The organism is Aeromicrobium sp. WCS2018Hpa-31 (genome assembly GCF_031843905.1).
Lineage (GTDB): Bacteria > Actinomycetota > Actinomycetes > Propionibacteriales > Nocardioidaceae > Aeromicrobium.
In genome coordinates this window covers 142,058-164,783 of sequence record NZ_JAVTJF010000001.1, presented here as the reverse complement: position 1 = coordinate 164,783, position 22,726 = coordinate 142,058, and the positions used below count along the sequence as shown (strand labels likewise).

Annotated in this window: 18 protein-coding genes; 8 read left to right on the top strand and 10 right to left on the bottom strand. The window is 64.6% G+C overall.

Annotated elements, in window-relative coordinates:
- Positions 1–16: 16 nt before the first annotated feature.
- Positions 17–1,162, bottom strand: coding sequence for an acyl-CoA dehydrogenase family protein (locus RQG84_RS00825; protein ID WP_311208425.1), 1,146 nt, complete (start codon positions 1,160–1,162; stop codon positions 17–19).
- Between the two features lie 298 nt (positions 1,163–1,460).
- Here RQG84_RS00825 and RQG84_RS00820 point away from each other — a divergent pair, with 298 nt between their 5' ends.
- From RQG84_RS00820 to RQG84_RS00810, 3 genes are all read left to right on the top strand, one after another.
- Positions 1,461–2,129: a TetR/AcrR family transcriptional regulator gene (locus tag RQG84_RS00820; protein WP_311208424.1), complete on the top strand. Its 669-nt coding sequence runs from the start codon at positions 1,461–1,463 to the stop codon at positions 2,127–2,129.
- Positions 2,130–2,215: 86 nt separating this feature from the next.
- Entirely contained in the window at positions 2,216–3,586 is a 1,371-nt protein-coding gene (locus tag RQG84_RS00815; protein ID WP_311208423.1) for an NAD(P)/FAD-dependent oxidoreductase, read from the top strand.
- A 14-nt stretch (positions 3,587–3,600) separates the two neighbouring features.
- Positions 3,601–5,358: an amidase gene (locus tag RQG84_RS00810; RefSeq protein WP_311208422.1), complete on the top strand. Its 1,758-nt coding sequence runs from the start codon at positions 3,601–3,603 to the stop codon at positions 5,356–5,358.
- Between the two features lie 136 nt (positions 5,359–5,494).
- On the opposite strand, the gene RQG84_RS00805 is transcribed toward RQG84_RS00810, so the two are convergent.
- On the bottom strand, positions 5,495–6,958 hold the full coding sequence (locus RQG84_RS00805) for an APC family permease (RefSeq protein WP_311208421.1): 1,464 nt from the start codon (positions 6,956–6,958) through the stop codon (positions 5,495–5,497).
- 255 nt (positions 6,959–7,213) lie between these two features.
- On the opposite strand from RQG84_RS00805, the gene RQG84_RS00800 reads away from it, so the two are divergent.
- Both RQG84_RS00800 and RQG84_RS00795 read left to right on the top strand, forming a co-directional pair.
- Positions 7,214–7,837 carry a helix-turn-helix domain-containing protein gene (locus RQG84_RS00800; protein WP_311208420.1) on the top strand — a complete coding sequence of 208 codons (624 nt, stop codon included), beginning with the start codon at positions 7,214–7,216 and terminating at the stop codon, positions 7,835–7,837.
- Between the two features lie 142 nt (positions 7,838–7,979).
- A complete protein-coding gene (locus RQG84_RS00795; RefSeq protein ID WP_311208610.1) occupies positions 7,980–9,350 on the top strand; it encodes an LLM class flavin-dependent oxidoreductase in 1,371 nt (456 codons plus the stop codon).
- A gap of 201 nt (positions 9,351–9,551) precedes the next feature.
- Here RQG84_RS00795 and RQG84_RS00790 read toward each other — a convergent pair whose 3' ends face one another.
- The 5 genes from RQG84_RS00790 to RQG84_RS00770 form a co-directional block, all read right to left on the bottom strand.
- Positions 9,552–9,992 carry a nitrile hydratase accessory protein gene (locus RQG84_RS00790; protein WP_311208419.1) on the bottom strand — a complete coding sequence of 147 codons (441 nt, stop codon included), beginning with the start codon at positions 9,990–9,992 and terminating at the stop codon, positions 9,552–9,554.
- Complete coding sequence (nthA, locus tag RQG84_RS00785; RefSeq protein WP_311208418.1) at positions 9,989–10,588, bottom strand: nitrile hydratase subunit alpha; 600 nt, start codon at positions 10,586–10,588, stop codon at positions 9,989–9,991. Before nthA ends, RQG84_RS00790 begins: the two co-directional genes overlap by 4 nt.
- On the bottom strand, positions 10,585–11,292 hold the full coding sequence (nthB, locus tag RQG84_RS00780) for a nitrile hydratase subunit beta (protein WP_311208417.1): 708 nt from the start codon (positions 11,290–11,292) through the stop codon (positions 10,585–10,587). Before nthB ends, nthA begins: the two co-directional genes overlap by 4 nt.
- The gene (locus tag RQG84_RS00775) at positions 11,289–12,830 is read right to left on the bottom strand and encodes an amidase (protein WP_311208416.1); all 1,542 of its coding nucleotides are present in this window, start codon (positions 12,828–12,830) and stop codon (positions 11,289–11,291) included. The genes nthB and RQG84_RS00775 overlap by 4 nt, the downstream gene beginning before the upstream one ends.
- A 75-nt stretch (positions 12,831–12,905) precedes the next feature.
- A complete protein-coding gene (locus tag RQG84_RS00770; protein WP_311208415.1) occupies positions 12,906–14,015 on the bottom strand; it encodes a class II histone deacetylase in 1,110 nt (369 codons plus the stop codon).
- Positions 14,016–14,364: 349 nt separating this feature from the next.
- Between RQG84_RS00770 and RQG84_RS00765 the strand changes: the two genes are divergently transcribed.
- Genes RQG84_RS00765 through RQG84_RS00755 form a run of 3 tightly spaced genes read left to right on the top strand, consistent with a single transcriptional unit; the run spans position 14,365 to position 18,175 of the window.
- Positions 14,365–15,609, top strand: a complete 1,245-nt coding sequence (locus RQG84_RS00765) for a substrate-binding domain-containing protein (RefSeq protein WP_311208414.1) — start codon at positions 14,365–14,367, stop codon at positions 15,607–15,609.
- Positions 15,606–17,150, top strand: coding sequence for a sugar ABC transporter ATP-binding protein (locus tag RQG84_RS00760; protein WP_311208413.1), 1,545 nt, complete (start codon positions 15,606–15,608; stop codon positions 17,148–17,150). Before RQG84_RS00765 ends, RQG84_RS00760 begins: the two co-directional genes overlap by 4 nt.
- Entirely contained in the window at positions 17,150–18,175 is a 1,026-nt protein-coding gene (locus RQG84_RS00755) for an ABC transporter permease (protein WP_311208412.1), read from the top strand. Before RQG84_RS00760 ends, RQG84_RS00755 begins: the two co-directional genes overlap by 1 nt.
- Before the next feature lie 109 nt (positions 18,176–18,284).
- Here RQG84_RS00755 and RQG84_RS00750 read toward each other — a convergent pair whose 3' ends face one another.
- The 3 genes from RQG84_RS00750 to RQG84_RS00740 form a co-directional block, all read right to left on the bottom strand.
- The gene (locus RQG84_RS00750; protein WP_311208411.1) at positions 18,285–19,820 is read right to left on the bottom strand and encodes an AMP-binding protein; all 1,536 of its coding nucleotides are present in this window, start codon (positions 19,818–19,820) and stop codon (positions 18,285–18,287) included.
- Between the two features lie 127 nt (positions 19,821–19,947).
- On the bottom strand, positions 19,948–21,297 hold the full coding sequence (locus RQG84_RS00745) for an NAD-dependent succinate-semialdehyde dehydrogenase (RefSeq protein WP_311208410.1): 1,350 nt from the start codon (positions 21,295–21,297) through the stop codon (positions 19,948–19,950).
- Positions 21,298–21,490: 193 nt separating this feature from the next.
- Positions 21,491–22,645, bottom strand: coding sequence for a flavin reductase (locus RQG84_RS00740; RefSeq protein ID WP_311208409.1), 1,155 nt, complete (start codon positions 22,643–22,645; stop codon positions 21,491–21,493).
- Between the last annotated feature and the right edge of the window lie 81 nt (positions 22,646–22,726).

Genomic DNA, 22,726 nt, shown 5'->3' with positions numbered 1-22,726 from the left:
TCCCGCAGCGGCAGAATCAAAGCCCCAAGTCACGACCGATGAGCTCCTTCATGATCTCGTTCGACCCTGCCCAGATACGGGTCACACGGGCATCGCGCCACGCGCGGGCCACCCGATACTCGTTCATGAACCCGTAGCCGCCATACAGCTGCACACAGTGGTCGAGCACCTCGGACTGCGTCTGCGAGGTCCACCACTTCGCCTTGGCCGCATCGATCGCAGACAGCTCCCCTCGAGAGTGTGCAAGCACGCACTGGTCAACGAAGGCCTGCGCCACGTCCACCTGAGTGAACATCTGCGCCAGCAGGAACTTGTTGTGCTGGAACGAACCGATGGATTGACCAAAGGCCTGGCGTTCCTTGGTGTAGTCGAGCGTCTCGAGCAGGATCTGCTTGGCGTGCGCCAGGTTGCCCACCGCCGACCCGAGGCGCTCCTGAGGCAGGTGCTGCATCATGTGGATGAAGCCGCCGTCGACCTCACCGATGACCTCGGCGTCAGTAAGACGGACGTTCTCGAAGAACAATTCGGCTGTGTCCGACTCGACCTGGCCGACCTTGTCCAGCTTTCGACCTCGCGAGAATCCTTCGACACCCGCCTCGACGGCGAACAGCGTGATGCCTCGAGCCTTCTTCTCCGGAGAGGTGCGGGCTGCGACTACGACGAGGTCCGCTGAGTAGCCGTTGGTGATGAATGTCTTCGATCCGTTGAGCAACCAGCCATCACTGTCGCGGACGGCCGTAGTCTTCAGTGCAGCCAGGTCGGATCCCCCACTGGGCTCAGTCATGCCGATCGCGCACCAGATCTCACCCGAGGCGACCCCAGGGAGCCATCGCTGCTTCTGCGTGTCGGTCAGCAGGGCCATCAAGTACGGCGCGACCGTGTCGGCGTGGATGCCCCAGCAACTATGCAGCGCCGCATTCAGCGCGGCGAACTCCTCGCCGACAATTGCCGTGAACCGGTAATCGTTCGCTTCCGCGCCACCGAACTCCTCGGGCACGAGCAGGCCCAGCAGGCCCTGCGCTCCGGCTTCCAACCACAACTCACGCGGGAACGCATGCGCTTCGATGTACTGATCGATGTTGGGGACCACCGAACGCTCCAGGAACCCACGCACCGACTTCCGGAAGTCCTCGTGGTCTTCGTTGTAGATGTCCCGCTTCATGTCGCCGGCCTTCCTCGCTGTATCGGACATGCTGCCCTGCAACGCCCGAAGCCGGTCGTCACCAGATGATGGTCACGCGAATCGGAGGGACGCTCCACAGGGAAAGAGTGAATCTCGAGGCGGTCCGCTCTCAATAACGCCAAACCAGACGCAACCGCAGTGGTGCCTCCATCCACTATTAGTACCACAAAAAAGGAGTGCACTCCGATCGAAGTGCACTCAGCCTCCGACGTGTCTCCCGCAGGCTTCCCGACGAGACGGCACCACACCACTTAGGCCAGACCGTTCATGTGGAACCATGACGATCAAGCCAACCCTGCAGATGGTCCTCATGAGCTACGTTTCCGCATCCGTACGTCGACAGCAGATCGTGGAGGCGGCGCGCCGCGTCATGGCACGCGATGGCGTCGCCGACGCCTCGCTACGTTCCGTCGCCGCAGAGGCCGGCGTGCCTCTCGGCACGATGCAACACGTCTTCAAGTCCAAACGTCAGTTGCTCCAGGCCGTCATCGACGACGTGAATGCCGAGATCGCCGACATCCTCGGGCGATCGCCGCAAACCGACGGCGGCCTTGCCCAGGTCATTGGTCGCAACCTTCGGACCTTCTGGGCAGACCTCGTCCAAGGCCATTCGTCCCTGCAACTCATGCAGTACGAACTGACCGCTTACGCACTGCGCTCGGCCGACTCCGAACGACTGGCCGGCTGGCAGTACCGCCAGTACGCCGACGGTGTCGCCGCCTGGTGCAAGCAGGCCGCTGCCAGGGCAGGCGAGTCCACTGGGGTTCAGTTCGACCAGCTGGCACGCATCATCGTCGCCGGGCTGGACGGGTTGATCCTGCAGCACCTATGCGATCCGGACGACACACGTTCGGCACGCGATCTGGAGACTTTCATCGAGATGGTCATTGCCCTCGCCCAAGTGGGCCCGGTTGCGCGAACGAGCGAAGCGGACCGCGCCCACTGACGTTGCATCCCTTGCTTCTGGACCGAAATATCCCTAGCATCCAAAGTCAGTCATACGACTGACTTGGCGCGAGATTGGACATGAAAATGAGCGATACGGGCACGGACGTGGACGTGGATGTGGTGGTCGTCGGGGCAGGCCTGGCTGGTCTCGCGGCCGCTCGTAAGCTCGTTGCGGCCGGCAAGAGCGTTGCGGTGCTAGAGGCCCGCGACCGGGTCGCCGGTCGCAACAAGGGCGGCATCTTGTCGAACGGCGTAGCCGTGGAGCTAGGTGGGCAATGGATCGGCCAGAGCCAGGACGTCGCCAAGGCGCTGATCGCCGACCTCGGTCTCGAGCTGTTCGACACCTACGACGCAGGTGACTCCGCGCTGTTCATCGATGGGGAGCTGCGCCGCTTCAACACGGCCGGATCCTGGGGGCTTCCCCCTGAGTCCGCCGCTGAAGTCAACCGCTTGTTCACGAGCATCGAGGATCTCGCCCAGACCGTGTCGATCGGCGCCGCGTGGGAGACCCCCGATGCACGCGACCTTGACCGCCAGACACTCGACGACTGGGTGCGTGAGAACACCCACGATCCAATCGCGCGGCGGTACATCGCGATGATGGTTCCTGCGGTGTTTTCGGCAGAGACTCCCGAACTGTCGCTCCTGCACTTCCTCTTCTACGTCAAGTCCGGCACCAGTTGGGAAGTCCTCATCAGCACGACGGGTGGGGCGCAGGAGCAGAGGGTCAAGGGCGGCACCCACCGCATCTCCGAACGGATGGCCGAGGAACTCGGAGACCGAGTACGCCTCGAGACGGTAGTGCGAACCATCCGACAGTACGAGAGCTCCGTGACCGTCGACTACGAAGGCGGATCTGTCACCGGGCGGCGCGTAGTCGTTGCACTGCCTCCGATGCTGGCTGGCCGCCTTCGCTACGCGCCGGCACTCCCCGTCGCCCGCGATGCCCTCACACAACAGATGCCGGCTGGATCGGTCATCAAGTTCCAGGTCGGCTACGAGACCCCATTCTGGCGAGAAGACGGTCTCAGCGGTCAGGTTCAGAGCCTCGACCACGCCTTCAACGTCGTGTTCGACAACAGCCCCGAGGACGCGGCGTGCGGGGTCATCGTCGGCTTCATCGAAGGCGACTTCGCCCGCAAGGCCGAAGGTCTCGACGCTCAGGGACGGCGCGACCTGGTCGTGAGTGCACTCGTCGACTTCTTTGGTCCGAAGGCCGCCGACCCCTTCGACGTCGTCGAGCAGGACTGGAACGCCGAGGAATTCACGCGCGGATGCTACGGCGGACGACTGGCCGCAGGCGCATGGACTTCCTACGGCCATGCACTGGCAACTCCAGTCGGACGGATCCACTGGGCCGGCGCCGAGACCGCCACGGTCTGGAACGGGTACATGGACGGCGCGATCTCCTCGGGATACCGCGCCGCCGCCGAGGTTCTCGGCGCCAGTGCCTGAAGGTTCGCACCGAGATGACATGGGAACGGGCGACTGAACCTCGATCCGCCGCAGCCAGCACGTTTCAGGTCGCGGAGGCCACGATCGCGTCGTTGCGAACAGCTCTGCATGAAGGGGTCGTCTCGAGCGAGCAGCTCGTCCTGGCCTATCTCCGCCGCATCGAAGCGTTCGATGCACGGGGACCTCGCCTCGGCGCTCTTCCGGTTCGGAACCCGCACGCTTTGTCAGAGGCGCGCGCGTCGGACGCACGGCGAGCCAGAGGGGAGGTTCGAGGTCCTCTTGACGGCATTCCGTACACCGCGAAGGACAGCTACATGATTCGCGGGCTACCCGTTTCCGCCGGCTCCCCGGCGTTCGAACACCTGGTAGCGACGTCAGACGCGTTCGTCATCGAGCGCCTGAGGGCAGCCGGCGCAATCGCCTTGGGCCTCACCACCATGCCGCCGATGGCGGCCGGCGGCATGCAGCGCGGCCTCCACGGCCGCGCCTCGAGCCCGTACAACCCCGAATACCTGCCCGCCGCCTACGGGTCCGGCTCGTCGAACGGGTCCGGGGTAGCCACCGCGGCGAGCTACGCAGCCTTCGGCCTCGGCGAGGAGACATGGTCCAGCGGTCGCTCGCCAGCTTCGAACAATGCGCTGTGCGCCTACACCCCCTCCTGGGGACTGATCTCCGTTCGTGGGAACTGGCCGTTGACCCCGACGATGGACGTGATCGTCCCGCACACGCGGACCATGGGCGACCTGCTCGAGGTACTCGACGTCATCGTCGCCGACGACCATGTGACTCGTGGCGACTTCTGGCGGACGCAACCTTGGATCGAGGTGCCGCGCGCGTCGGACGTCAGGCCGAGGTCGTACCTGGACCTGATGGTGCGCGAACGATCGATCGCCGAGCACCGGTTGGACGGCGCCCGCCTCGGGGTGCCGCGCATGTACATCAACGCCGATCCGCAGGCCGGTGCGGGCGCTGCGACCGGCGTGGGCGGTTCCACGGGCCTCCCCATCGAGACCCGAGCATCCGTCCTCGCTCTCTGGGGGCAGGCTCGCGCTGACCTCGAAGAAGCGGGCGCAACCGTGTTCGAGGTAGAGCTTCCTGTGGTGAGCAGGTACGAGGGAGATCGCGACGGGGTGCCGCCCCTCACTGAGCGGGGGCTCGTCTCAGCGGAGTACCTGCATGCCGAAAGAATGGTGCTTGGAGCGTGGGCGTGGGACGAGTTCCTTCGTCTCAACAACGACCCGTTCATCCGAAGTCTCGCCGACGTCGACCCTGACCTGGTCTTCCCGTCAGACCCAGACGTGCTGCCTGGCCGATACACCGGCTTCGAGAGCGTTGCCGCAGACTTGGCCGCCGCGCGCGATGAACTTGCCTCACGTGGATTGCGGGATATCCGTCCCCTCGAGGATGGTCTCCACGGCTTGATTGAGACACGACGCATCGACCTCGAGGACTGGATGGACACGCTCGAACTCGACGCCATCGTCTTTCCCGCCGTAGCCGACGTCGGCGCCGTGACGATGGACGTCGACGTCGCTGCGGCGGACCGCGGTTGGCGCAACGGCGTCTGGGTGGCGAACGGCAACGTGGTCATCCGCCATCTCGGGATCCCGACGGTGACCGTACCGATGGGAACCATGAGTGACATCGCTATGCCCGTCGGTCTTACCTTCGCAGGTCGCGCCTACGACGACACGGCACTACTTGGCCTGGCAGCAGCCTTCGAAGCGACCGGGACTCGAAGGACAATGCCACCCCTTGCGCCCGCCCTCTGAGTCCTCGTTCCCAGCCGGCGTGTCCTCGTACTGACGAGCGGCACGCCCTCGCCTAGCGTCGCGCAACTCACTCTTCCAGAACAGCACGGCCCCCAGATCCACCCGGGACCTGAGGACCGCGCTGTTGGTTCGATGCTCAGCCGACGTGTCCGGGCTGCTCGGCAGCTGGCCGTCCCCCGCGCACCCTGTGCAGGATCGCTCCCAGGACAAAGACCGCGGGCATGGCACCGATCATCAGTGCATTCGGGCCGAAGTCCGTGTAGCCACTGATCAGGCTGAAGTTGTTGGCCATCAGATAGAGGGCGATGGCCAGCCCGATGAAGCCCAGCAGTGGCGCGATCAGGACGCGGACCACGTGGTGGCCTCGGCGATCGCGTCGGAAGAACATCACGACCGAGATCGCGCAGAGAGCCTGTGCACCAACCACACCGATGACCCCCGAGGCGTACAGCCACGTGCCCAGCTCGAGGTACGGATCCAAGCCCAGGACCATCGCAAGAACGACGACCACGACAGTGATGGCGCTGAGCACGATGCTAGCGATGTGGGGGGACTTCATTCGAGGGTGAGTGGCCGCGAGGCCGTGCGGCAGCATGCCACCGCGCCCCAGGGAGAACATGTAGCGCGTGCACGCGTTGTGGAACGCGATGACCGTAGCGAGGAAGCTGGTGACAATGAGCAGTCGCAGCGCGGTGACGAGCGCCTCACCGACGTACGTGTCCGCTTGCGCAAAGACCATGTCCAAGAACCCGTCACCCTGAGCCTGCTTGAGTGCACCGTCGACACCGAATCCGTAGATGACGACCCAGAAGCTGAATGCATAGAAGATGGCCAGGAAACCGACCGCGATGTACGTCGCACGCGGAATGGTGCGGTCCGGCCGGCTCGCCTCCTCAGAATAGATGGCTGTCCCCTCGACACCGATGTAGGCACCGAACGCAAGCAGGAACAGCGAACCGGAGCCGCTCGCGAAGAAGACGTTGTCAGGAGAAAGAGGGGCAGCGCTGGGGCTGTCGGGTCCACCTTGGATCAACACTGCTGCGATGAGCACGAGGACTACGGCGACCTCAAGAGTCACGAGAACCATGAGCACCTTGGCGCCCACGTCGACTTGGCAGTACCCGACGAGTGCCACGATCGAAGCCGCCACCAGCGAGCAGACCTGCCATGACACGTCAAGGTCGAAGACAGCAGCCAGGGAGCCTTGGGCAAAGACCCCGATGTACCCGATGAAGCCGATGACGCAGACGCCGTAGGCAGCCATCGTCATCATTGCCGCGCCAGCGCCAGCTGTTCCTCCTAGGCCGCGCGTGACGTAGGCGTAGAAGGCGCCTGCTTCGGTCACGTGCCTAGACATTGCAGTGAAGCCCGCCGCGAACAGAAGTAGGACGACTCCCGTCGCGAGCATGACGCCGGGGGCACCGATTCCGCCGACGCGCAAGGAGAACGGCCCCGTGCTCAGGACGATGGTGAGCGGGGACGCTGCAGCAATGACGAAGAAGACGATCTGCGCCGTTCCAAGAGAGCCGCCGGCAAGGCGACCGTCCCCCGCAGCTGGACCGTGCTTCGCGACGGCAGCTTCGTGTGGTGTGGATGTCATGATGCTCCTCGGGTCGGGTCTGCGGCGCCCTGTGGCACCGGCCACATCGACGACTGCCTGATGATCCGCCCAGGTACGACGCTGGCTCTACAGGATTTCCGCAAGGTTCGACGCACCTTGTTGTCGAAATCGCCAGATCCGGCCCGGAAGGCCTGTGGGTCCCGTCCGCTGCGGTCGCCCTACCTAAACTTCTTCCATCACCCACCCAAGCAGGAGATGCGATCGATGCCTTCACGCCCTTCGGACGAGCTCGGCATGCGCGAGCGAAAGAAAAGGGAGTCGATGACGCGACTCCGAACCGCTGCAAGGGAACTCATGTGGGATCAGGGGTACGAGGCGGTCACCACCCGGGCCATTGCAGCGCGGGCCGACATGGGAGAGGCGACCCTCTTCCGATACGTACCGTCCAAGCTCGACCTCTTTCTGTCCATCTACGGCGATGAGTTCGAGCAGGTCGTGATCCGCTGCGTCCAAGCCCATGCCGCAGACAACGAGATGCCCCAGGAACCCACCACCCGAAGCCACCGGGATCGGATCCTCGGCTGCTACGACGAACTTGCAGCCCTCTACACCCGCTTTCCCGAGCTAGCTTTCACCTTCGTCAAGGAATCCTTCGGCTCTTCTGCCGGTATCGGCCGCAGCGGGCTCGCGTATGCCGATCGATGGTTTGCGCTCGTTGAGGCAATCCTTGAGGATGCGCGGGCAGCAGGCGCTACCGGGGTCGCGCTCGATGACATTCCGGTAATCGCCCAGAACTGCCATGCGGTGTACGTCCACGAGGTTCTGCGTTCACAGGCTCGCGAGCTGCCCTCCGCCGAACTGCCCTTGCGCCTCCGCAGGAGGCTCGAACTGACCCTCCGCCCTCTTGAAGCCCATTGAAATTTGCGCCGACCGTTCGCCGGGGGGTCCCGCCTGCTCACGGCACAGGATCATGGGGCGCTTCCCTCGAAACACTCCTCCGTGCAACAATGCGAGTTCACTTCGAACGGAGTGCTCTCTCAGTTAGTGATCAGGAGTGGATATGGCCAAGCGGATTGGGCTCAACGCCTTCAACATGACAGCAGCCGGGCACCAGAGCTCAGGTCTCTGGCGACACCCGGAGAGCCAGGCTCACCGCTATAAGGACCTGGATCACTGGCTGGACCTCGCCAAGACGCTCGAACGTGGTCGGTTCGACGCGCTCTTCCTGGCCGACGTGCTGGGCCCCTACGACGTGTACGGAGGCTCGGTCGATACATCGTTGCGGAACGGCATGCAGATCCCGGCAAACGACCCGTTCCAGTACGTCTCAGCGATGGCCTCGGTCACCTCCAACCTCGGGTTCGCTCTCACCGGATCGGCGACGTTCGAGCACCCGTACCCGTTCGCCCGCCGCATGAGCACACTGGACCACCTGACCAAGGGGCGTGTCGGTTGGAACGTGGTCACGTCCTACCTGGCAAGCGCGTCACGGAACTTCGGCACGGCGCCTCTGGCACACGACGACCGGTACGAACTCGCCGAGGAGTTCATGAGGGTCGTGTACAAGCTGTGGGAGCTGTCTTGGGATGACGACGCCGTCCAGCTGGACCGTGAGCGCGGCGTATACGTCGACCCGGCCAAGGTTCGCCCGATCCGGCATCACGGCCGATTCTTCGACGTCGATGGCTTCAACATGGCTGAGCCATCCCCGCAGCGCACACCCACGATCTTTCAAGCCGGCGCCTCCTCACGCGGACGCCAGTTCGCAGCCGAGCACGGCGAGGGCCTCTTCGTCAATGTCCTCAACTCGAACCTGAGCAAGATCATCACGGACGACATCCGCACCCAGGCCGAGGCTGCCGGCCGCCAGCGAGACGACGTCAAGATCTTTACCATCCTGACGGCCGTCGTCGCCGACTCCGACGCCGAGGCCGAGCGCCGGTACAAGGAGTATCAGGAGTACGCATCCCCGGAAGGCGCCATGGCACTTTTCGGCGGGTTCTCGGGTATCGATCTGTCCGAGCTCGATCCAAACTCGCCTCTCGAAGCGTCGGAGACCAACGCCATCCAGACGGTGCTCAACCTGTTCACCAAGCTCGATCCCTCGCGTCGCTGGACCCCGGCGGACATCGCGAACCACATGAGCATCGGCGGCATCGAGCCTGTGCTCGTGGGAAGTCCCGAGACGGTCGCCGACGAGATCGAACGATGGATCGACGAGGGTGACCTCGACGGCATCAACCTGTCCTACGCGGTCACTCCTTATGACATCGAGTCGTTCGTGGACACGGTGGTGCCGGAGCTGCAGAAGCGCGGACGCGTATGGAACGACTACGAAGGCTCGACGCTGCGCGAATACGTCGCCGGCCCCGGCAACACCCGGCTGTCATCGACGCACCCGGGGTCACGCGTGGCGCTGCTCGAGTCCTGAGCGGGCTAACAGATGGGCGGTCGACGTCACCCCTGGTGGTGGACGTCGACCGCCCTCACCGCGCCCAGCAGACCGCGCACAGCCCGGACCGCGCGCACCGGACTGTCTTCGACGGCAGCCGCGAGCGAGCTGGCGCGTGGTGGCCGTTCTCCAGTCCCTGCACAGAACATGGGCCTGTGTCGCGCTTCAAGGCCCAAAAGCTCACGAGTGCAAAGGCGACGAGTCAGTGCGCGCGATCGGCGGGGCAACGGCGACCGGTTCGAAGTGCGGCTCATGATGGTTTCGCGCGGCAGGGGTGTCCAGCACGTCGCGCACACGTTCCTCGAGCGCACTGCGGTCGATCCGATCACCGTGGGCTAGCACCGACTCCACGGCATTGACCCAGTGCTCGAAGTACGACCACGAGCGTCTCTGGGACGCTTCGCTGTTCTCCCACTCTCCGATCGACGCAATGAGGGCCGTCTGAAATCGCGCCCACGGATACTGGCCTGACTTGTGGGCTGCGACAGCGAGAGCGAACGCACGCAGTTGCCAAGGCTCGTCGAAGGCCATGTCATCGGCGCCGAGAGGAAGTCTCTCGACGAGGTCGACGATCTCGTCCTGTGGTTCCGCAGAATCCGGCCGCACCGTTCGATCAGTCACGACACCGCCTCCACTGCTCCCACGCCGATCATGGAGTCGCGGTTCACGAGTGCCGCCAGACGCTCCTCTTGCCACCCGTCGGTACCTTCTGGCCGCTGCGGCAACACCCAGTATCGGATCTCGGAACTGGAGTCCCAGATGCGAATCTCCTTGGAATCGTCGACGAGGTAGCCGAACTCCTCAGCCAATACGGTGCGAGGCTCACGGATCATCCGCGCCCTGTACTCAGGATTCTTGTACCAGTTCGGAGGCGGCCCCAGGACAGGCCACGGGTAGCAGGAGCACAAGGTGCACACAATGGCGTGGTGCACCTCGTCCGTGTCCTCAAGCACGACCATGTGCTCCCCCTGACCACCTCCGATGCCCAGCTCACGGCACGCTGCGGATGCATCGTCGAGCAGCCGAGCCTTGAACTCAGGATCGGTCCAGGCCTTCGCGACCACCTTCGCACCGAGTTGAGGGCCCACCTGGTTCTCGTAGATCTCGGCATAGTGGTCGATCATGTCGCTCGTCACGAGTCCCTGCTCGATCATCATCGACTCAAGTGCCTTGACCCGTGCCGCGATCTGCTCGGGCGTGCGACTCTCATTGCTCATGGTGCTGCTCCTTCGTGGTGGCCAACTGACTCCAGGTACGGGTCCCAGGCGTCGAACGTCGAGGTGGTGCGCGGCTGGGCGTGGTCTCGTCCCCACAGCTCGGCCCCGTCGAATTCCACTGTGTAGAGGTGCTGGGGGTCCTCCCCGAGCTCGTTGCCCGAACTGTCCGGATAGACGAATGACCCTCGGTGGGCGACGATTGTGCCGACTTTGCCACGCACGTACCGGGCAAGTCGTGTGTGCCCTCGGGGCGCCATGCTGCGCATCCGCACGACGTCGCCCACGTCGAAGCGCTGTGGTGCGTCCGTCGGACGGTCCGCCGGGGCGCCACCCATGACCACGGCGTCGACGAATTCGATGAGAGCCGGGGCGCTCTCATGCTTCGGCAGTGGCCGGTCGGGGTCGCGCAGGTACTCCTGCGTCCGTCGGTCGAGCTCCTCAGGATCGATATGTCCCTTGCTGATGCCGTGATGCTCCAACGTCATCAGCCAGTGTTCGTAGTACGACGAAGAGAGGTAGTGGACTGGGTCCATCAGCTCGATGCCGTGACGGAAAGCGTCGATTCCGAACCAGCCTCCGACGAACCCCCCCAGCTGCAGACCGAACGTCACGCGCTCCCACTCAGAATGGAACGGAGGCTCGGAGGGCGTTGGATCGACGGAACCGAACCCGTCGGTACCACCGAGGTCGAAAACACCATTCACGTCGTCTCCTGTGTGACGGGGGGACGAGGTGAGTCCCCGAGCTGATCTTCCACGGCTTGCGCCACGCGCAGCACGGTCGCGTCGTCGAACTGCCGGCCTACGATCATCATCCCTGCCGGCAGTCCGTCGACCAGCCCAACAGGAACCGAGCACGCGGGATGTCCGGTGATGTTGAAAGCGGAAGTATTGAGGAGCGGATCCGATCCGAGCGCCAGCACTTCAAGGACCGACGCGTCAGCGCTCGGCAAGGGCGTGGCCGTCGTTGGCACTGTTGGCATGACGAGTACGTCGAAACGGGAGAGCGCCTCGTCGTAGGCAGCGGCCAAGGATCGCTCGAGATTCCGAGCCATGGCGTAGTGGCGACCATGGCCGGTGTCGCGGGCGTACCGGCCGGCGAGCATTGTCATGATGACCGATGCCGGGAATGCGTCCGGGGACCGGCGCCACTGCCTGCCGTAGAAGTCGATCAAGTCCTCGTCGTAGTGCCCCTTCCAGCTCGACCCAAAGGCATTACCCTCGACGAGCTGAGCGACTCCTCCCTCGTAGGCGATCACGGCGAAGAGTGCTGGTGCACGCAGGTGCCAGGGAACCGAAACGTCCCCCACGACGAGACCGGCGGCTTCCAGGCGATGAGCGGCTGTCCGCACTGCCTCGTCGACCGCCGCGTCGCTACCAGGCCGCCCGAATCCTTCGAGTAGGACACCGACCCGCAAGCCGTGGCTACCCCGACCGAGCTCGGCGGCGAAGTCAACGGACGTCATGTCTCGCGGCTGCCGTGGGTCCAGGCCGTCCGGTCCGGCCAGTACGGTCAGCATCCGTGCTGCGTCGAGCACGCTTCGCGCAGTGGGTCCAAGATGGTCGATGGACTGCTCGACTGGCATGGCACCCGTGTAGGGAACAAGACCCCACGTGGGCTTGTGTCCTACCAGCCCGAGCCAGGATGCAGGCACCCTGATCGAACCACCTTGGTCGCCAGAAATCGCGAGATCGACCTCCCCAGTGGCAACGAGGACACCCGAGCCACTCGATGAACCTCCTGACGATCGTGACACGTCCCACGGGTTGTGCACCGGGGCAGGTTTGCTCGTGTGCGACCCCCCCGACATGCATAGGTCTTCGCACACGGACTTGCCGGCGATCACTGCGCCCGCTTGGAGCAGCCGCGTGACGACCGTCGCGTCGCGCGAGGGGGTGAAGCCTTCCAGCGTGAGGGATCCATTCATCATCGGCACGCCGGCGACACTCGTGTTGTCCTTCACTGCGACGCGCATTCCCGAGAGAGGACCGTCTGTGCGCTCCTGAATTTCCGTGCGGACATACCAGGCGCCGAAGGGATCGTCGTCAACAGTCGGACGATTCCACGCACGCTCCGGAACAGGAGCCGAGATCTCGGCGTGCGCCTCTTCCACTACATCCCACGCCTCGAGAGCCACGTGCGAGGCGGCAAGATACTGCTCCATGTCGGTAGCTGCGACGCTCAGACCAAATCGGGTGGCTATGGCATCGAGCTCGGGAATGTTGGGACGACGGATCGACATGGAGCTCACTTCGTTGAAGGGGTGAGAGAGGGAGTACCGAGGGCCGGCGACCAGCCGGCCCTCGGTACCTGATCCTCAGGCGCTGGCGGAGCGGGACGGCACGCGCTCGACATTTGACAAGGCGTCTGTGACAGCAGCTTCCTGATGTGGCAACAGGCCGTGCCCGAGGTCGATCCCGTTGTAGTACTGGAACGGATCCACAACATCGGTCGGCGTCTCCGACAGCTCCTCCAGGACGGCTAGGCCGTAGTAGGGCACAGTCCAGCGGGAATAGCCACCTTCATGCATGAAGACGATCTTCCCATCGCACAGCTCATCGGCCAGGGCCATGAGCTTGCGGGTAAGGCGCCGATAGTCGTGCGAGGTGAGCATCATGCGACCCATCGGGTCCATGTGACCTGCATCGAACCCACACGGGACGACGATGACGTCGGGGCTGAATCGGCGGATGGCTGGGATGACGACACGATCGAAGGCGTCATCGTAGGCCTCTGTCCCGCAACCCGGCGGCAGAGGGATGTTGAGATTCGTGCCCTCCGCGCCGGCCCCGCCGACCTGATCGACGAACCCGTCGTCCTGCGGGTAGAGGCGGTCCTGGTGGATGGAGATCGTAAGCGCGCGAGGGTCGTCGTAGAGCGCCGCCTGGGTGCCATTGCCGTGGTGAACGTCCCAGTCCACCAGCGCGACACGCTCGCCGCCGCATCGCTCGAGGATGTGCTTGGTGGCGATAGCCGCATTCGACAGGATGCAGAATCCCTTCGATTCATTGGGTTCCGCGTGATGCCCGGCGGGCCGCAACAGGGCGTATGCGTTGTCAACCTCGCCGTTCATGACAGCCTCTGCGGCCGCGATTGCACCCCCTGCGGCCAGGGCCGCGATCGCGAAAGCACCGCGGGGAACCGGCGCCGAGTCTCCGACCTCGCCTCCCATCGGCAAAGCGGAAAGCCTCTTCACCTCGTCGAGGAACGCTACGGGGTGCACACGCCCGAGCTCATCGTCGGTCGCTGGTCGCGCGGGGACGGTGGTCAGCGTGTCCAGAAGACCACTCACGTCGACCAGGTTGCGGAACCTGCGGACCACCTCGAGATCGTAGACATGACGATCTGGCTGGATGGAGAAGCCGTCGGGGTGGACCAGCCCGGCGTCCTGTCCCAGGTCGAACCAGGCGAACTTCTCGTGCCACACAAATCCAGTACGTCTCGTCATGGTGCTCCGCGTCCTCTAGATGGTCTTGACCAAGGGCCCAAAGGTGACATCGGTCACCTGGCGTCCCCATGATTTCCCGTGCACGCGGGTGCCGATACAGACAATCTCAAGACATCTGCCTCGGTGCTTCGCGCTAACCCCAAAGAAGAGCCGCAGCAGGCTTCCTCGCAATTGCCACGCCTGAAGCTCACGCAGCCACGGACTACGGACTTCCCAAAACCGTTCGGGAAAGTCCTCGGCTTTCCCAACGACGGGGGAACGACGCTGTGGCCAAACTCACGGCAACCCCCCACCTGTGAGTCCTGACTCATGTCCGAGGAGACCAATGATGGCAACACGAATCGACGACACAATCGGCAACCGACGCCGCACCAACCCACGACCGTCGACCGGCCGGCGCATCAGCACCGTGATCGCAGGCGCGGGACTTCTCCTCGTCGCTGCATGCGGAGGATCCGGTGACGGTGGTGGTGGTGCCTCCGAGACATCCGCCTCGGTCGTCGAGGAGGCGAAGGCCGCGGTGGCGAAGAACCGCGAAGGCACTGACCGCGCCCTGCCCAGCAGCGCGCCGACACCGGAAGCAGGCAAGAATGTCTGGCTGATCTCCTGCACGCAGGCTGGCGAGGGGTGCTCCGCGCCGGCCGCTGGTGCGGAGGAGGCTGCCAAGACGATCGGCTGGGACCTGACGGTCTTCGACGGCAAGGGACGTCCCGACGTCTACGCCAACGGCATCCGTTCGGCGATCGCCGACGGCGCGGACGGCATCATCCTCGACGTCATCGACTGCGTTGCAGTCAAGAGCGCCCTCCAGGATGCACGCAAGGCCGGCGTAAAGACTTTCGCTTTCTACGCCTTCGACTGTGACGACCCAATCCTGAAGGACCAGGGCGAACCCCTCTTCGACGCGGAGCTCAACTTCGGCGACGACATGGCCTACTACGACTACGTCGAGAAGGTCCAGTCTCAGAGCGTTGCCGACTACGTCATCGCAAAGACCGAGGGCAAGGCGAAGATCATCGAGTTCACCGAGGATGACCTCGTGGTCGCGCAGCACTTGAACAAGGGGTTCGAGGAGGGACTCAAGAAGTGCGGTGGCTGCGAGATCGTCAAGAAGGTGCCGTTCAACCTCGACGACTTCGTCACAGGCAAGCTCGGCGGCAAGGCGGAGGCGGCGCTCACTCAGCATCCGGACGCGAATGTCTTGTACTCGCCCTACGACAGCGCCTTGACCGTCGGCATCGCTCAGGCCGTGGTGGCGTCGGGGCGCAACGACGACGTGCTCGTGACGGGCAACGAGGGACTCACGCCGAACATCGGCTTCGTCAAGGGGAACAAGGGACAGGACTTCATCACCGGACTCCCTGCACGCTGGGTCGGCTGGGCAGCGATCGACAGCATGAATCGGCTGCTGCAAGGCGAGGATCAGGTGGACCAGGGCATGGGCTTCCAGACCATCGATGCCGAAGGCCCCTTCCCGAAGCAGACGACCTTCTACGACGGCAACATCGACAAGGACGGCAACCCCAAGCAGGACTACGTGGCGAACTTCAAGAAGATCTGGAAGGTGTCTTGATCGATCCCGCCGGTGGTGCGCAGGACGTCGTCCTGCGCACCACCGGGCTCAGCAAGACGTTCGCCGGGACCACCGTCCTGAAGGATGCCCGCCTCGAGGTGCGACGCGGGGAAATCCACGCACTTCTCGGGGGCAACGGCTCGGGCAAGTCGACGCTGATCAAGGTCTTGGCCGGGGTCTACAGCGCCGACGCCGGCGGCCGGATCGACGTCCAGGACGTCTCGGCGCCAGCCGAGGAATGGTCTCCGTCGCTTGCTCGGTCCGCCGGTCTTCACGTCGTGCATCAAGACCCAGCCGTCTTCGGCCCACTCACCGTGGCAGAGAACCTGGCTATCGGACGAGGCTTCGCCCGAGGGAAAGCTGGACGGATCGACTGGAAAGCGACTCGCCGCCGGGCAGCCCAGGTTCTCGATCGCTTCTCGATCGACGTCTCCCCCACGATGCTCGTCGCGGACCTTCGACCCGCCGACCGCACGATGCTGTCCATCGCACGCGCCCTGCAGGATCAGGAGGGCGCGCACGACGGGGTACTCGTCCTCGACGAGCCCACGGCCTCATTGCCTGCCGAAGAGGTTCACCGTCTTCTCGCTGCGCTGCGCGTGTACGCCGCGGCCGGTCAGACCATCCTCTACGTCAGCCACCGCCTGCCCGAGATTCTCGAGCTGGCTGATCGAGTCACCGTCCTGCGCGACGGTGCGCAGGTGGCCACCCGAGACGTCACTGGCCTGGACGAGCGCACCCTGGTCGAGCTGATAGCTGGGCGTGACCTCGAGCGCATCTTTCCCGATCGTCCCAAGTCGATCGCCGCAGACACCGTGTTGTCCGTGCGGGGACTCGTCGCAGGTCCCTTGCGTGGCGTGGATCTGGACCTCAACCGCGGCGAAGTGCTCGGCATTGCGGGTCTGCTCGGTTCGGGCCGCACCACGCTGCTCCGAGCGCTGTTCGGCGACCGGGCGGTCGACTCCGGTGAGATCACACTTTCCGGCCGACCATTTTCCCCTCGCAGCCCGTCGGTCGCAATGCGCGCTGGCATGGCGTTGGTACCAGAGGACCGCGGCAGCGAAGGGCTCTTCGGTTCGTTGTCGGTGCGCGAGAACCTCTCGGCCGCTGAGGTGCCCCGCTACTGGTCGGGCGGGCGGCTCCAACATCGGCGCGAGCGCGAGGAGGCCACCGCCCTGGTCAAAGGATTTGACGTTCGCCCTGCGTCCGATTGCTCGGTGGCTGGCACTCTCTCGGGTGGAAACCAGCAAAAAGTGGTCATGGCTCGATGGCTGCGTCGCGATCCTGTCGTGCTGCTGCTGGACGAGCCGACCCAGGGTGTGGACGTGCGTGCCCGGTCGGAGATCTACGAGCACGTCCGTCGTGCCATCAAGCAAGGCACGTCCGTCCTCCTCGTCACATCCGACTTCGAAGAGCTGGCCCATCTCTCCGACCGCGTCGTAGTGCTGCGGGAGGGTCGCGTCGCCGCCGAAGTCACAGGCGTCGAGCGCGATCCCCAACGACTGACCGAGCTTTCCTACCTATCCGAGGAGCCCACCTGATGAGCGCTGCCACCGACATTGAGCCCACCAACACGACCCCCGACCCCACGTCTCGCAAGCGCAGGTCGAACCCTTCGGCCCTGGTCGAGAAGTACGCCCTCGCCGCGATGTTCATCCTCCTCTGCGTGATCTTCTCCACCCTGGGATCGACAGCGGGGACATTTCCGACCTCGGCGAACTTGAAGAACGTGCTGGGCAGTGAATCGGTCATCGCGATCGCCGCGCTTGCCTCGATCCTCCCGCTCACCTGCGGCCAGTTCGACCTCTCGGTGGGGGCCACGATCGGTCTCTCGTCGATCGTGAGCGCCAGTGCCGTTGCGAGCCATGACCTGCCAGTTGTCGTCGCCGTGCTCGCCGGCATCTTCGCGGGAGCCGTAGTGGGCACCTTCAACGGATGGCTCGTCGCGTATCGGGGAGTCAACGCCCTGATCGCCACACTCGGTACATCTACCCTGGTGGCCGGCCTGATCAGCTTGTACACCGACAACCAGATCATCAGCGTCGGCATTCCGGAGAGCCTTACCGCGCTCGGCACCGGCGACCTGTTCGGCGTGCCACGGCCGTTGTACGCCACAGTCGCAGTGGCCCTCTTCGTCTACTACCTGCTGCGACACACCCCGTATGGGCGATACCTGTCGTCTGTGGGTGCGAGCCAGCCGGCTGCCCGCTTGGTCGGGCTCGACGTGCCACGCATGATCCTGTCGAGCTTTGTGCTGTCCGGTGCCCTCGCAGGTGTCGCTGGCATCCTTCTCCTGGCTCGCGCGGGCACTGCCAACCCCCAAGTCGGCCCCGGTTTCACCCTCGCCGCCCTCTCCGCAGCATTCCTGGGTGCCACGGCGATCCGGCCAGGAACGTTCAACGTCCCGGGAACGCTGCTCGGAGTGCTCTTCGTAGCCATCAGTGTCAACGGCCTGGTGCTCGCCGGCGCGGCGGACTGGGTGGAACCGACATTCAACGGAGCTGCTCTGCTGGTCGCGGTCACCCTCTCGACGGCGATTGCGCGACGCCGGTCCGGACAGACCTGAGTCGGGCTGCACGATGCCACGAGCGGGACCCCCAGCCTAGCGCTGGGGGTCCCGCTCGTTCATGGCCTGCGCGTTGCGCTGCCGACCGGAGGATCGGCGCGCTCCAGACCTAGCCTCTCGCTTCGAGCTGATGCCGGACCAACCGTCCGGTCGACTTCACCGACTCGGGATCGATCTCACGCTTCAGGATCTTGCCTGTAGCGCCCTTGGGCAGGGCGTCGCTCACCTGGTAGACCCTAGGCACCTTGTAGGCGGAAAGCCGTTGCTGCAGCCACAACCGCATCTCGCTCGGCTCGACCGAGTGCCCAGGTTTGAACACGAGGACCGCGGCGACCTCCTCCCCCAGGCGATCGTCGGGAATTCCGATGACCGCGCACTCCAGCACCGCCGGGTGCGAGTAGATGACTTCCTCAACTTCTGAGGGGTAGACGTTGTACCCACCGCGGATGATGAGTTCCTTCAGACGCCCGACGATCCACAGGTCTCCGTCGTCGTCCATCCGTCCAACGTCACCTGTGCGGAACCAACGGCCGCTTCTCACGGACTCGTTGGCCTCGGGCCGGTTCCAGTATTCCCGCATGACCCCGCGGCCATCGATGGCCACCTCGCCGACCTCGCCCACCGGGAGCACTTTGCCCTCTGGATCGAGGATGGCCAGCGTGGTACCAGGGACGGCGCGTCCGACGCTGCCCTCCTTCAGTTCGTGCTGCTCCGACCCACATGTCGCCGCTCCGGACGTCTCGGTGAGGCCATAGCCGTCGACGATATGGGCGCCGAACCGCTCACGGAACGCCAGCTTCACAGCTACCGGCAACGGCGCACCGCCGGACAGGCAGATCCTCAGTCCGGCCAGGTCGTCGCGGGTGAGCGGAGTCTGGGCGTGCAACATCTCGTTCCACATCGTTGGCACGCCCGCAACCTCCGTGAGGCCGTGCTCGACGACGGTCTCCAGCATCGCAACCGCATCGAACCGTCGCAGTAGCGAGAGCGATCCACCTACGTGGTGAATGGCAGCCATGACCGGCACCTGGCCGTACACGTGGAAGAGCGGAAGAGCCGTGCCCAAGCGGTCCTCGGGGCCGCTGCCCTGGACCGTCGACAAAGCCTCAGCAGAATCTAACAAGTTGCCGTGAGTGAGGACGGCACCTTTGGGACGGCCTGTTGTTCCGGACGTGTACAGAAGAGCCGCCGCATCGTCCCGCTCGACCTCCACGAAGTCCGTCATGGACACGGCGCCATCAAGGCCCTCGATGGAGCCGGGACCGACCATCCAGGCCGTTCGACCCGTATTCGCCGCCGCCGCCCCGAGCGGGTCACAAGAGTCCTCGAAACCGATGGCGAGGACGCAGTCGGCATCGGTCAAGAAGTACTCGAGCTCCGGCGTCGTGCTGAGTGTGTTGACGGTGACGGCGGTGGCGCCCAGCGACAGCACTCCGTAGTAGGTGAAGACGAACTCGGCACTTGTGGGCAGCACCAGAAGCACCGTGTCACCCCGGCCCACTCCACGTCGTCGCAGCTCGCCAGCCGAGTGTTGCACCATTGCACGCACCTGTGCGTACGTCCACGAGCCGGTCCCCTCGCGGAGGGCGACCTGGTCGGGCCGCTCGTCGGCGTGGCGCCAGATGTTTCGAACTGCATTCGTCATGGGATTCCTCGTACCTGGGGCGGCGAAGATCCGAGTCCGAACATCCGCTGCGCCGGCACAGGGACGACGTCCCGCCTCGACGGAGAGTGGTTGGGTGTTCGTGGCGCTGGACCTGCACCGAGAATGGTCAGCGAACAGTACGGATGAGCTTCTTGTTGACGAACTCATCGATGCCCAGCGATCCGAGCTCGCGTCCGTAGCCGGACCTCTTCACGCCACCGAACGGCAGCTCGGCACCCGTGGCGTAGACCCCGTTGATGATCACCATGCCGGCATCGATCCGCTCGGCAACCCGCCGCGCCTGCGCGGGGTCCGTTGTAAAGATGTAGGAACCCAGGCCGTAGGGCGTGTCGTTGGCGACCGTCACGGCCTCCTCCTCGCTCGCTACCTTGAAGACCATGGCCACCGGCCCGAACAGCTCTTCCTGGGAGGCGGCGGATCCGGCTTCCACGCCGGTCAGGACGCCCGACGGATACCAAGCTCCTCGTCGACCCTCACCGATGTGGAGATCAGCGCCCTGCGAGACCGCGTCCTGCACCTGCTGCTCCAGACGTTCCGCTGCGGCCTCCGAGGACAGCGGCACCGCGGGGGCCTCGACCATGCGCGCGGTGTACTTCTCGATGAACTCGTCGTAGATGTCGGTGTGGACGATGATGCGCTTGCCGGCGTTGCATGCTTGACCTGCGTTGCCCGCGACGCGCGCCTGCGCTGCGTCCTCCACGGTTGTGTCCATGTCGTCGGTGCTGAGCACGATGACAGGGTCGGACCCGCCAAGCTCGAGCACGACCTTCTTGAGGTGGCGACCCGCGATCTCTGCGACCGCGGAACCTGCCCGCTCCGATCCTGTCAGCGAGACGCCCTGGACCCGCGGATCGGCAATGATCGTCGCGACCTGTTCATGAGTGGCGTACACGTTGACGTAGGCGCCCTCAGGGAATCCCGCGTCCCGGAAGAGTGTCTCCAGGAACGCACCCGACTCGGGGCACTGGGGGGCGTGCTTGAGAAGGATGGTGTTGCCAGCAGCCAGATGGGGCGCAGCGAAGCGAGCGACCTGGTAGACGGGGAAGTTCCAGGGCATGATTCCCAGCAGGACGCCGAGCGGCTCGCGACGAAGCAGCGCGGAGCCTTCTCCTCCCAGCAGCGGCAGTTCCTGGTCGGCCAGGAACGACGGAGCGTGATCGGCGTAGTAGGCGAAGATCGAGGCGCTGAAGTCGACCTCGAACAGCGCGGCTGCGACGTCCTTGCCCATCTCACGGTTGATGATGGCGGCGAACTGGTCGCGGCGCTCCACCAGCAGAGCCGACGCCGCGTGCAGCAGCCGGGCCCGCTCATCGATCGAGCCGTGCCGGCCCCAGGAGCGGAACGCGCCGTCCGCGGCTCCAATGGCGTGCACGATCTCTTCGTCGGTGTGCGTCGGATACGTCGCTACCAGCTCACCGTTGCTCGGGTCGACCACTTCGTATTGGACATCGCTCATGATCGCGCTCCTCCATGCTTCGTGCCGCCGTCGCCAGCGGACTCTTCGGGAACCAGGACGTACCGTCCTGGGGTTTTTCAGCCCATCGACTCAAGCCATGATTAGGTCGAACGTGAGATGGGCGACACAGTGTTGATTCAAACTTCAGAGACCCAGTTCTCGCTTTCCGCAACGACAGGTCCGCACGTCGAGTTCAGCGGTCTGCGATCGTCTGGGTCGCGGCAGCGGCTGTGGCGCAGAGTGCTTTGACACGCTCGCCCACCTCAGATGCCGTGACCCGCTCCCACCGTCCCCACATCGTGAGCATGTAGGCCACGGATCCAGTCGAGTCGAAGACCGGAGCGCTCAGCGAGCGGAGCTCCACGTCATGGGGATCGTCGAGTTGGTTGTAGCCGTCGAGAGCTGCGAAGAACGCGTCCCGCATCGAGGACTGCGGTACCTCCGGGTCACCCGCGTTGATCTGCGTGGCTACGAGTTCGAGATGAGCGCCCACCTGGTGCCCCAGAGCCACCGCGTAGCCACGCTCTCGTACAAGGTCCGGGACCTTGGAGAGTTCTGCCAGCTGCTGCTCATCCAGCGCGTCGGCGACTGAGCCGATCCAAGAATCTCGAAGCGCCGCGTCTCCCCAGGCTGCGAAGCAACTGCCGATGGGCGGCATGAAGGGCAAGCGCTGCCCTACGCGAGTTGGAGCGACAGCGATATCGGTACGACCCGCCGCGGCAGCGAGAACCATCTCGTCGTTCACTAGGACGATTGCCGTCACCTCGGTCTCGAACCGTTCAGCAAGAGCCTCCATGTGCGGACGGGCGAGATCGATCTCCGCCAGGTGCGAGAGCAGGTCCGTGTCACCCGAGGCGAGAGAGAGAGGAGAGAAGGATCCATACCCTCCGCGAAAGAACAGCAGCGGTTGATCAGGCGATCCGTGGTCGAGGTCGAGCACGCGCCCGACGACGATCTCGTGGTCGCCACCTGGGTGCACCTTCTCGGTGATGCAGTCGATCCAGACCACCGCGCCGTCGATGACCGGGTTGCCACGGGGCGACTCCCGCAGAGCGAAGCCAGCGAACTTGTCGCTCTTGCGCGTCGCGACTGCGCGGCAGAGGTCTTCCTGCCCAGCTCCCAACACATTGATGCAGAAGGAGTCGCCGCTTTCCCGAAGGGCCTTCCAAGAGGACGACGTCGAGCTCGGCAGGAAGGCGACGAGCGGTGGATCGAGCGACACGGACGTGAAGGATCCAACCGTCATCCCGATCGCGTCTCCGTGAGAGTCCTTCGCGGTGACGACGACGACACCCGTGGGGTACTGCCCCAACACCTCACGGAACCGGGTCGGATCGATGTCGGACACATCTGACGACATAGTGCTCCTTGCCGCACTCACTGATGCGAGTGCACTCTGTTTGAGAGCATACTTTCACGTTTTGCTCGT